The organism is Clostridium tetanomorphum (genome assembly GCF_017873215.1).
In the GTDB taxonomy this organism is placed as follows: Bacteria; Bacillota; Clostridia; order Clostridiales; family Clostridiaceae; genus Clostridium_AO; species Clostridium_AO tetanomorphum.
Window position 1 is genome coordinate 116,180 of record NZ_JAGGKA010000009.1, and the last position, 11,960, is coordinate 128,139.

Here is an 11,960-nt window from a genome sequence, read left to right on the forward strand (position 1 = left end):
AAAAATGCCAAAAAATACTAAATCCAATTTCTATTTATTATTTTTTGCCAATATATGTCGAAAATATTTTTTATATAATATTTTATACTTATTCTCATAAACCTTCATGTCAATGATATAATAAATATAGTGATATAATAAATATATAAGTTTATATCTAAGGGGGTTTTTTTATGGTTGATCCAAAAAATTTAAGAGATATTTTAAAATCTACAGCTTTTAATGATATAGGTGATGAAATAGAAACAGACCAAGAAAAAAATTTACCTCAACCACCTGTACAAAAAGCTTGTGATTCAAATTCAAAATTAATAAATTTAATACCAATTAATAAAATAAACTGTGGGAATATGTCCTTATTAAATACGCTAAAGAAAAGAAAAAGTAGACGTATATTTTCAGAAAAGCCTCTAACTTTGGAAGAATTGTCCTTATTACTTTGGAGTGCTCAAGGAGTTAAAAAAATAGTAAAGAATGGCTATGCAACCTTAAGAACAGTTCCTTCTGCTGGTGCCAGACATCCTTTTGAAACTTATATAGCTGTATTTAACGTAATAGACTTAAATAATGGTATTTACAGATACTTACCACTAGAACATAAATTAATATTTTTAGAATCACCTAATAATTTAAAAGAAAAACTGATTGAAGCAAGTTATGATCAAAAATTTGTTTCAAACTGTGCTGTTACCTTTATATGGACCACTATCCCTTATAGAACAGAATGGAGGTATAGTATAGCTTCTTCTAAGCTGATACTTATGGATGCAGGTCATATGTGTGAAAATCTCTATTTAGCTTGCGAATCTATTGATGCCGGTACCTGTGCTATGGCATCTTATGACCAAGATAAAATGGATAAATTATTACATGTAGATGGTAAAGAAGAATTTTCAGTATACTTAGCTCCTGTAGGAAAACAATAATAAAAAGAAGCATGTACAAATCTTAATTATATTAAGTAGTACATGCTTCTTTTATCACAAGTTTGCAATTTAATATATATTAACTAAAATATACTTAAATTTAACTTCTTGGATATATCTTCTAACACTTTTATGCCTGCTATACTATTTCCTTTATCATCAAGTGCTGGCCCAACTACACCTATTCCCATCTTTGATGGAACCGTAGCCATTACTCCTCCTCCAACTCCTGATTTTGCAGGAATCCCTATATTTACTGCAAATTGTCCTGATTCATCATACATACCACAAGTTATCATTATGGCTTTCACAGTTTTCGCAATATCTTTAGGTATTAATTTTTCTCCTGTCCAAGGCACAATTCCATCATTAGCTAAAACTGCACCTATTCTTGAAATATCTTTACAAGTAACTTCTATAGAACATTGTTTAAAATACGCATCTAATGTTTCTTCTATATCTTTATCTATAATACCTGTACTTTTCATAAAATATGCTAAAGATCTATTTCTATGTCCTGTACTTTTCTCACTTCTATATATGTCTTCGTTTACAACTAAATTAGGATTTCCTGTCATCTTTCTTGTAAAATTCAAAATTTTACTAAATACTTCTTCTGAATCTTTTCCTTTTATAAGTGACACTATAGCTATGGCTCCAGCATTTATCATTGGATTTAATGGCTTATGTAAATTTTTTGTTTCCAAATTTGTTATGGAGTTAAAAGCTTCCGATGTAGGTTCAACTCCTACTTTAGAAAAAACTTTTTCTTCTCCATTATCCATAAGAGCTATAATAAGTGATATTACTTTTGATATACTTTGTATAGTAAATTTTGTTTCACAGTCTCCTGCACAAATCTCTTCTCCATCAAGAGTAGTAATACATACTCCTAAGGCATTCTTATTTGCTTTTGTAAGTTCTGGTATATAGGAGGCTAATTCACCTTGTTTTGTATACATCCTATTATTTTCTATTATATTTTGTAGCATCTGATTCATATTGCTATTCACCTCTGTATAAAAACTTTAAGTAACTATTACTGTCTAACTAGCCTTTTCCATAGTTCCTTTAACTTCCTCACTATTAAAGTATCTTTCAGTTTCATAAACAACATCTTTTCTAAGTTTTAAAAGTACTATAAGATTTATAATAACTTCAAATGCCATAAAGAAATCAAATAATCCCCATATAACCTGAAGTCCTCCTACTGCTCCAACAATTAATCCTAAGCAGTATAAAATTCTAAATGGAATTAAAAACTTAGTAGTTTTTATTGTATACACAAGTCCTGTTTCTGAATAATATCCATCAACTAACACTGTAGTAAATGCAAATAGTACTATACATATAGTTACTATTAAGTCTCCACTAAATCCTAAAGAATTTCTAAATGCTGTTGCTGTTAATGCAGCTCCACCTTTTCCTGTTCCTAATACTCCACTTGTAAGTATTACAAGGGCTGTCATTGTACAGATTACTACTGATGACATAAATACTTCAAATAATCCCCATATTCCCTGCTTTGCTGGATATGAAGTAGTAGCTGATGAATGTGCAACTGGTGCTGTTCCCATACCAGATTCATTTGAATAAATTCCTCTTGCAAAACCATTTCTCATAGCTGCAATTATTGTTGAACCTGCAAATCCACCTACTGCTGCACTTCCTGTAAATGCATCATGGAATATACTTTTAAATGCTGGAAGTATTCCACCTGCATTCATAGCTATAATTACAATACTTGCTCCCACATATAAAACTGCCATAAGTGGTATTACTTTTTCAGCAAATTTTCCTATTGTCTTTATTCCACCTATAATTACTATACCGGATATAATTGCTAATATAATACCTATTGTTATTTTATTAACTTTAAAACTTTCATATACTACTTCTGCCATAGAATTTGATTGAACAAATCCACCTATGAACATCATGAAAGTAAATACTACAGACCATCCTATCGATACCCAATTGTATTTTTTCCCTAAACCATTCTTTATGTAATACATAGGCCCACCCTGGAACTCACCATTTTCAGGGTTCTTCTCACGATATTTAACTGCTAAAGTTATTTCAGCATACTTAGTAATCATAGCTATAAAAGCAACTGCCCACATCCAAAACACTGCTCCTGGACCACCTATCGCAACGGCTACACCAACACCGGCTATACTACCAACTCCAAGTGTTGCAGCTAATGCTGTTGAAACTGCTTGAAATGGTGTTACTGTACCTTCCCCTGAAGTACTCTTTTCAAATATCTTACCAAAAGTATTTTTCATTATAAAACCAAATTTTCTAAATTGAAGAAACTTAAGCTCAAAGCTATATATTAAGGATACTCCAAATATCAATATTATTAACGGCCATCCCCATAAAAAATCTGTTATACTTTTCATCATCGTCATTATCGTCATTGCCTGTCCTCCTAATCTTTATTTGTTTATGCATATATAATTATTTCTTTATATTATTAAAAGTGCACACTATTAACTATTTACATTATATTTACCATAAGTAAATTGTTCAACTTTTCTCAAATATCAATATTCCAAAAATAGATTATTCAAATTTATAATGTATCAATTTTTACCTATATTTTATTAAAATTTATTAATTTCTTCAAAATTTTATTGTTAAATATACACTTTTTCTTATATTTAAATATTTTTTTATATATTTATAATATAATTAAATTAAATTCATAATTATATTGATTAATAGCCATTCCTTTATTTATCTAAGTTCAATAAAAAACAGCATAAAAATTATGCTGTTTTTTTATTCATATTACAAAATATGGTTATGAAATTTTTAAAATATACTTAAATTTAATTCTTTTGATAATTTTTCTAGTATCTTTATTCCAGCTATGCTATTACCTTTTTCATCCAAAGATGGTCCTATTACTCCAATTCCCATTTTACCTGGTACTGAAGCTAGAATTCCTCCACCTACTCCTGATTTTCCTGGTATACCTATATTTACAGCAAATTCTCCAGAAGCATCATACATACCGCAAGTTACCATAATTGTTTTAACAACTCTTGCAGTTTCCTTAGATATAATTCTTTCTCCTGTCCACGGTATAACACCATCATTGGCTAGAAATGCTCCTATTCTTGAAATATCTCTACAGGTAACTTCTATTGAGCATTGTTTAAAATAAACATCTAATACCTTTTCTATATCATTTACAATGACCCCTGTACTTTTCATAAAATATGCTAAAGACCTATTCCTATCGCCTGTTGCTCTTTCAGACATATAAACCTGTTTATTTATATTTATATTTTCATTGCCAGAGATCTTTTTTGTAAAATCTAAAATTCTATTAAATACTTCTTCTGAACTATTGCCCTTTATTAAAGATACTGTAGCAATAGCCCCTGAGTTTATCATGGGATTCAGAGGTTTATGAAGATTTTTTGTTTCTAAATTTATTATAGAATTAAATGAGTCTGCAGTTGGCTCTACTCCAATTTTCGAAAAAACTCCTTTCATCCCATTATCCAAAATTGCTATAATTAAAGAAACTATCTTTGATATACTTTGCATAGTAAATTTTGTTTTATAATCCCCTGCACAAAGTTCCTTACCCTGTAATGTAGTTACACATATACCTAATGCATTTTTATTTCCATTTTTTAATTCTGGTATATAGGAAGCAACACTGCCATATTTTGTATATTCCCTACAATCTTCAACTATATTTTCAAGTAACTCCTCCATTTTTTATATCCTCCTACATCAAGTATTTCTTATACTCATCAGAATAAAAGACCAGATATGTTCTGGCCTTTTATCCTTATATAGAATATCCTTTATAATTTTCACCCATTACTTCTTTACTATTAAAATACTTATCTGTTTCTTCAACTACATCTTTTCTAAGCTTCAACAATACAATTAAATTTATAATAACTTCAAATGCCATAAAGAAATCAAATAGTCCCCATATAACTTGTAGTCCTCCCACTGCTCCTACTATCATTCCTAGGCAATAAAGAATTCTAAATGGGATTGAAAGTTTAGTAGTTTTTATAGCATAAGTTAGACCAGTTTCAGAATAATATCCATCAACTAGGGCCGTAGTAAATGCAAATAATATTATACAAATTGTTACTACTAAATCACCTTTTCCACCTAAAGTATTCCTAAACGCTGTAGCAGTTAAAGCTGCTCCTCCTTTACCTGTTTCTATTACACCACTAGTTAAGATTACTAATGCTGTCATTGTACAAATTAATATAGTATCTACAAATACCTCAAATAGTCCCCAAAGCCCTTGTTTAGCTGCATAAGAAGTTGTAGCAGATGAATGAGCCACTGGCGCTGTACCCATACCAGACTCATTAGAATAAACTCCTCTTGCAAAACCGTTTCTTACTGCAAGAAGTATAGTAGAACCTGCAAATCCACCTACTGCTGCACTTCCTGTAAATGCATCATGAAATATACTACTAAATGCTGCTCCTACCCTTGAGCCGTTAAGAAATATAATTGTTAAGCTTGCTATTATATATATAATTGCCATAAAGGGAATAATCTTCTCAGCAAATTTGCCTATAGTTTTTATACCTCCAACTATAACTATTCCAGTAAATATAGCTAGTATTACACCTACCATAGTCCTGTTTACACTAAAGCTCTCATAAAGCACTTCTGCCATAGAGTTAGCTTGTACAAATCCACCTATAAACATCATAAATGTAAATATTATAGACCAAAGTATTGATAACCACATGAAATTTTTTCCTAATCCATTTTTTATATAATACATAGGTCCACCGTGATATTCCCCATTTTCCGGGTTTTTTTCACGGTATCTTACTGCTAAAGTTATTTCTGCATATTTAGCAATCATAGCTATAAATGCAACTATCCACATCCAAAAAATCGCTCCTGGTCCTCCAGCTGCTATAGCCACGCCTACACCTGCTATGTTTCCAACACCAACAGTAGCTGCAAGAGCAGTAGACACTGCCTGAAACGGTGTTACAGTTCCTTCACCACTATGGTTTTTTTCAAACATTTTACCAAAAGTATTTTTCATTATAAAACCAATTTTTCTAAACTGTAAAAACTTCAATTCAAAACTAAATATTAATGATACAGAAAAGATTAAAATTATTAATGGCCATCCCCATAAAAAATCGGTAATTTCCTTAATGATATTCAATTATTCCGCCTCCTTAAATTTTCCAAACTGTTTTCAGTATTTTGTGCGCACTTTTTACTTACTTATTATTATATAAAATTATGTTGTTTTATTCAAATTTTCCAAATTATCTATACATTACTATTATTTTGCCCTTTATTGATAATTTAATAAAAATTTGTAAATATATTGTATTATTTCATTGTTATTCTGCATTTTTTCTAACAATTTATCAATTTTGAAAATTTATACATACAATAAATTTTACAAAAATTGGACTGCGTCACTAAGAATAAATCTTACAAAATATTGCATTTGTTATTGATTTGCAAAGCAATATTTTATATGTAAGCTTCTTAGTGCAACAGCCCAATTTTAATTTCCTTAAAAATTTAAAATTTATATTTAACCAAAATTTATACTTCTTCCTCATCAAAGGCTTCGCTTATCTCTTTAAAGGTTTCAGTTCCCTCAACGGAATCCGGATTAGATGTAAGAGCATCTTTACTTTTCCCTGCCTTATCTATTTCTACTTTCAGCTTATCCATTTGTTTTTGTAGGTTCATCTGCATTTTTAATAAAGATTTTATCATTTTCAAGTTATTCTCTTTTCTACATTTTTTAATATCTTTCTCTAAACTATTATATTGGCTTAATAAAGAAGCATAAAAGTTCATTAATTTTTCAACTTCATCTTCTCTGCTCTTCCTTTCAATTCTATATGCAGATACTTTACCATATGCCCTAACATTTTTCCCTACAGCCTTCTTAGCATTCTTTTTTATATGTTCTGGTAATCCAGATGAGTCTAATGCCTCCTTAGCTGTTTTCTGATAATTTTCTATATTATCTTTTATTTTATCAACATCATAACTTAAAGAAAGTCTAGGTAATTCATTTAAAAAAGAATTAAGCTTCTTAATATCATCAAGTCCCATTTTTTCTAAAGAATTATCCTTACTTTCTGATATTAAAATAGAATTTATTTTTTTATTTAAATCATTTTCACCTATATTCTCTGGTAAATTCTTTAATGTATTCACTGCTTTATCCATTAAAGAGCTTAGATTATCTCTAAATTGTTCTTTATTAAATATTTCTTCATCCTTTTTCATGTTATAAAAAGGCATAATGTTTGATGAATAATTAAAAAACATATCAAATCTATTAGTTATAGAATCTGTTGCCCACTCTTTTACATCTTCTAAAGCTTCATTTAGAATATTTATATTAATATCTTGATCCTGCGAATAATTCTCTCCCTTTATTTCTTTTCTAATTTTCATATATTCATTTGAAATACTTTTTATAAATTCTCCATCTTCTTTTTTATCATTAAAAGCTTCCTTAAAAGCTTCTTTTAATCTATTAGAAAATTCATACTTTTTAATAGCTTCCCCTGAAATTACTACCTGCTTTGAATTATTTTCTTTTGTATCAAAACTTTTTATATTATTATGATGTTTACTATTAAAGTCTATAAATGTTCTCTGGAGTTTAATTCCAGTAATATTATTTATATTCATATCTACACTCCTTTACATATTGTAAATATTGCAAAACATTTATTTTACACATATTATATAATTTTCTAATTATTTTATCGTTCATATTCTTAAATTCTTTTGAAAATATTTCATATAAAATAATGCTATTTTCGACAGAAAAGACATAAAAATAAAGATATATAGACTGGCTTATATTTAGCTAATTATAAAGCAACACTCTACATACCTTTATTCTTATGATTATTATTTTATTTCTTTCTTTATTCCTCTACTTAAAGTATTTTCATAATCTATAAAAGAATATATATCTTCTTCAAACAAACTACTAAAATTCTTTAATTCCTCTAAGTTCAATTCCTCTATAGCCTTACTATTTTCTTCTGAATAAAGCACGATTTCTCCTATAACTTTGTGTGCATCTCTAAATGCCATTCCTTTATTAACTAAATAATCTGCGGCTTCTGTAGCATTTAAGAAACCTTTTTTAACAGAATTGAGAGTATTGTCCCCTTTAACTTTTAAAGTAGATAGCATACCTGTCATAACTTTTAAACAAACTAAAACTGTATCTATAGCATCAAAAAATCTTTCCTTATCTTCTTGCATATCCTTATTATAAGCTAATGGAATTCCCTTCATAGTAGTAAGAAGAGACATTAAGTCTCCATATACCCTTCCAGTTTTTCCTCTTATAAGTTCCGCTGCATCTGGATTTTTCTTTTGAGGCATTATAGAACTTCCTGTAGAATATGCATCACTTATTTGAACAAAATCAAATTCTTTACTACTCCATAATATAAGTTCTTCACTTAATCTACTTAAATGCATCATTATAATAGAACAATTACTTATAAGTTCTATAACAAAATCTCTGTCACTAACTCCATCCATAAAATTATCTACAGGTTTCTTAAATCCTAATTTTTCTGCAGTAAATCTTCTATCTGTGCTATATGTAGTTCCTGCTAAAGCACAACATCCTAAAGGACTTTCATCCATAATTCCTATAGCATTTCTCACTCTCTTTTTATCTCTTTGAAGCATATTATAATAAGCCATAATATGATATTTAAAAGTTACCACCTGTGCTCTTTGTAGATGTGTATATCCTGGCATAAGTACATTGTTTTCTTCTCCAAGTTTTAGTATTGAATTTTGTATTTCTTCTATACAATTAATCACTTCAATAGCTTTATCTTTTGCATATAATCTTAAATCTACAGCTACTTGATCATTTCTACTTCTAGCTGTATGAAGTTTTTTCCCTACTTCCCCTATACGTGAAATTAAATTCATTTCAACAAAGCTATGTATATCTTCATAGTCCCCTTCTATTAATAAATTACCTTCTTCTATATCCTTCAATATAGAAGTAAGTCCCTTTACTATTTTATCCTTTTCTTCTTCCTTTAATATATTACATTTAGCAAGCATATTAACATGAGCTATACTTCCCTGTATATCTTGTTTATATAGTTTTTTATCAAAACTTAAAGAACTATTAAAATCTTCCATAAGTTTGCTTTCTTCTTCCTTAAATCTTCCGCCCCAAAGCTTCATAAACTACACTCCTTCTTTATTAAATAATAAATTAGGAAAGAATTTTTGCTAAGCAAAAATTCTCTCCATATTTATTATTTATTATCTATTATTTGTTCTTAAGTGCCTTTATCTTGTACGGTAAACCAAATAATTTTATAAATCCTTCTGCATCTTTATGACTGTATAATTCACTAGCTCCAAATGAGGATATTGTCTCATCATAAAGAGCATTTTCTGTAAATATACCTGCATTCATTACATTTCCTTTATAAAGTTTCAATTTAACTGTACCTGTTACATTTTCTTGAGTTACATCTATAAATGCATCTAAAGCTTCTCTTAAAGTTGTAAACCATAATCCATCATATACAATTTCACCATACTTATGAGCAATTATCTGTTTATAGTGGTAAGTTAATTTATCTAAAGTTAATCTTTCAAGCTCTCTATGTGCTTCGTAAAGTATTGTACCTGCTGGTGTTTCATAAACTCCTCTTGATTTCATTCCTACAAGTCTATTCTCAACTATATCTACTACTCCAATACCATTTTCTGATCCAATTTTATTAAGAACATTTACAATTTCTACTGGTGAAATTTCTTCTTCATTTATCTTAGTTGGAATCCCTTTTTCAAAGTATATATCCACATAGCTTGCTTCATCTTTAGCTTTTTCTGCTGGTGTTACTGTAGAGTACATTTCTGAATTATGCTCATTTTCTGGATTTTCAAGCTCTCCGCCTTCATGGCTCACATGCCATATATTTTTATCCACAGAATATATCTTCTTCTTTGTTACAGGAACCTCTACTCCTTTTGAAAGCGCATAGTCTATTGCATCTTCTCTAGACTTAATGTCCCATATTCTCCATGGAGCAATTATCTTTATAGATGGATCAAAAGAAGCTATAGCTACTTCAAATCTTACTTGGTCATTTCCTTTACCTGTACACCCATGGCATATATACTTTGCCCCTTCTTTCTGAGCAATTTCTACTAATCTTTTAGCCATTAATGGTCTTGCAAGAGATGTACCTAACATATATTTGTCTTCGTATAATGCGTTAGCCTTTAAAGCCTTGAAAACATAATCTTTTACAAATTCATCTTTTAGATCTTCTACATATATTTTTGCTGCCCCAGTTTTTATAGCCTTATTTTTAACTTCTTCCATATCATCATCCTGTCCTACATCTATGCAGACAGCAACAACTTCTAAATCATAATTTTCCTTAAGCCAAGGAATAATTATTGATGTATCTAACCCTCCTGAGTATGCTAATACGACTTTATCTTTATTCATAATTAAAAACCCCCTTATATTTATATAGTTAATAATTGAAAATGAAGAGTAAATATTAATAGTATCCTTAAATCTTCACTTTTCACTCTTCATTCTTAACTTACTAAAGTACTTTCTTTAAAAATTCTTTTGTTCTTTCTTCCTTTGGATTAGTAAATATCTCTCCTGGAGTATCTTCTTCAACTATTTTTCCACCATCCATAAATATTACTCTATCTGCAACATCTTTAGCAAAACCCATTTCATGAGTTACCACTACCATAGTCATTCCTTCACTAGCAAGTTCTTTCATAACATTTAAAACTTCCCCAACTAGTTCTGGATCTAAAGCTGATGTTGGTTCATCAAATAACATTATATCTGGCTCCATTGCTAAAGCCCTTGCAATAGCAACTCTTTGTTTTTGTCCTCCGGAAAGCTTAGATGGATAATAATCCATTTTATCTCCTAATCCTACTTTATTTAAAAGCATTTCTGCTCTTTTTTTAACTTTCTCTTTATCTTCTTTTTTAACTGTAATTGGAGCTTCCATTACATTCTCCAAAGCAGTCATATGTGGGAAAAGGTTAAAATTTTGAAAAACCATTCCCATTTTAGTAGTTATCTTTCTAAGAAGAGTTTTGTTTCTTCCATCTAACTCTTCTCCTTCAATAATTATTTTCCCACCATTTATAGTCTCCAAATGATTTAAACATCTAAGAAAAGTACTCTTTCCTGAGCCAGAAGGTCCTATTATAACAAGTACTTCTCCTTTACTCACCTTTACATTTAAATTTTCAAAAACCGTTAAGTTATGAAATTTTTTCGTTACATCTATAGCTTCAATCATATACATATAATCATCCTCCTAGCTTAATATCTAGATACTCTCTTTTCCCATATAGCAAAAAGTGTTGTGAAAACTGTTGTTAATGCTAAATATATACATGCTGCAATAAAAAATGGTTCCATTGGTCTAAAATTAGCTGAATATATTTGCTGCGCTGATCTCATAAGTTCTTCCATTGCTATTGCAGAAACTAATGATGTATCCTTTAACATAGTTATAAATTCATTTCCTACAGGAGGTATTAATACCTTTACTGTTTGTGGCAATACTACCCTTGTCATAGTCTGACCATAAGTAAATCCTAGAGCTTTACAAGCCTCAAACTGACCTTTATCTACAGCTAAAATACCACCTCTTATTATTTCTGCCATATATGCACCAGAATTTAAACTCAATCCTATTATAGCTGCTGTCATAGGTTCTAATTCTATTCCCATAAATGGTAATCCATAATAGAAAAAGAATAACTGTAACAGCATAGGTGTTCCTCTAATAATCCATGTATAAAATGAAGCTATTGCATAAATAACTTTATTCTTAGATAATTTTAATAATGCTACTATTATACCAATTAAACTTCCTAAAATTACTGAAATAACTGTTAATTCAATTGTTTTTCCACTTGCTTTCAATAATATAGGAGCTATTTCTTTTAAAAGATTCATATCCAAAGCTCCAGTCCCCC

10 protein-coding genes are annotated in these 11,960 nt (G+C 29.4%); 1 reads left to right on the forward strand and 9 read right to left on the reverse strand.

The genetic code is table 11. From position 1 onward, the window contains the following. Positions 1 to 173: 173 nt before the first annotated feature. Positions 174 to 926 (forward strand): SagB/ThcOx family dehydrogenase, encoded by a 753-nt coding sequence (locus J2Z24_RS10625; protein WP_035151158.1) that lies wholly within the window; start codon positions 174 to 176, stop codon positions 924 to 926. 83 nt (positions 927 to 1,009) lie between these two features. Here the strand turns inward: J2Z24_RS10625 and glsA (J2Z24_RS10630) are convergent, their stop codons facing one another. From glsA (J2Z24_RS10630) to J2Z24_RS10670, 9 genes are all read right to left on the reverse strand, one after another. After that, positions 1,010 to 1,927, reverse strand: a complete 918-nt coding sequence (gene glsA / locus J2Z24_RS10630) for a glutaminase A (RefSeq protein ID WP_035151152.1) — start codon at positions 1,925 to 1,927, stop codon at positions 1,010 to 1,012. 45 nt (positions 1,928 to 1,972) lie between these two features. Beyond that, positions 1,973 to 3,349, reverse strand: coding sequence for an alanine/glycine:cation symporter family protein (locus J2Z24_RS10635; RefSeq protein WP_035151149.1), 1,377 nt, complete (start codon positions 3,347 to 3,349; stop codon positions 1,973 to 1,975). 397 nt (positions 3,350 to 3,746) lie between these two features. Beyond that, the gene (gene glsA, locus J2Z24_RS10640; RefSeq protein ID WP_035151146.1) at positions 3,747 to 4,664 is read right to left on the reverse strand and encodes a glutaminase A; all 918 of its coding nucleotides are present in this window, start codon (positions 4,662 to 4,664) and stop codon (positions 3,747 to 3,749) included. Positions 4,665 to 4,740: 76 nt separating this feature from the next. Next, positions 4,741 to 6,114, reverse strand: coding sequence for an alanine/glycine:cation symporter family protein (locus J2Z24_RS10645; RefSeq protein ID WP_051593408.1), 1,374 nt, complete (start codon positions 6,112 to 6,114; stop codon positions 4,741 to 4,743). A 395-nt stretch (positions 6,115 to 6,509) separates the two neighbouring features. Next, the gene (locus tag J2Z24_RS10650; protein WP_035151144.1) at positions 6,510 to 7,619 is read right to left on the reverse strand and encodes a hypothetical protein; all 1,110 of its coding nucleotides are present in this window, start codon (positions 7,617 to 7,619) and stop codon (positions 6,510 to 6,512) included. A 225-nt stretch (positions 7,620 to 7,844) separates the two neighbouring features. Then, the gene (argH, locus tag J2Z24_RS10655) at positions 7,845 to 9,161 is read right to left on the reverse strand and encodes an argininosuccinate lyase (protein WP_035151142.1); all 1,317 of its coding nucleotides are present in this window, start codon (positions 9,159 to 9,161) and stop codon (positions 7,845 to 7,847) included. Between the two features lie 88 nt (positions 9,162 to 9,249). Continuing rightward, positions 9,250 to 10,446 (reverse strand): argininosuccinate synthase, encoded by a 1,197-nt coding sequence (locus J2Z24_RS10660; RefSeq protein WP_035151140.1) that lies wholly within the window; start codon positions 10,444 to 10,446, stop codon positions 9,250 to 9,252. A gap of 103 nt (positions 10,447 to 10,549) precedes the next feature. Beyond that, positions 10,550 to 11,281 (reverse strand): amino acid ABC transporter ATP-binding protein, encoded by a 732-nt coding sequence (locus tag J2Z24_RS10665; RefSeq protein WP_035151138.1) that lies wholly within the window; start codon positions 11,279 to 11,281, stop codon positions 10,550 to 10,552. A gap of 17 nt (positions 11,282 to 11,298) precedes the next feature. Beyond that, positions 11,299 to 11,946 (reverse strand): amino acid ABC transporter permease, encoded by a 648-nt coding sequence (locus J2Z24_RS10670; RefSeq protein WP_035151135.1) that lies wholly within the window; start codon positions 11,944 to 11,946, stop codon positions 11,299 to 11,301. Positions 11,947 to 11,960 lie beyond the last annotated feature (14 nt).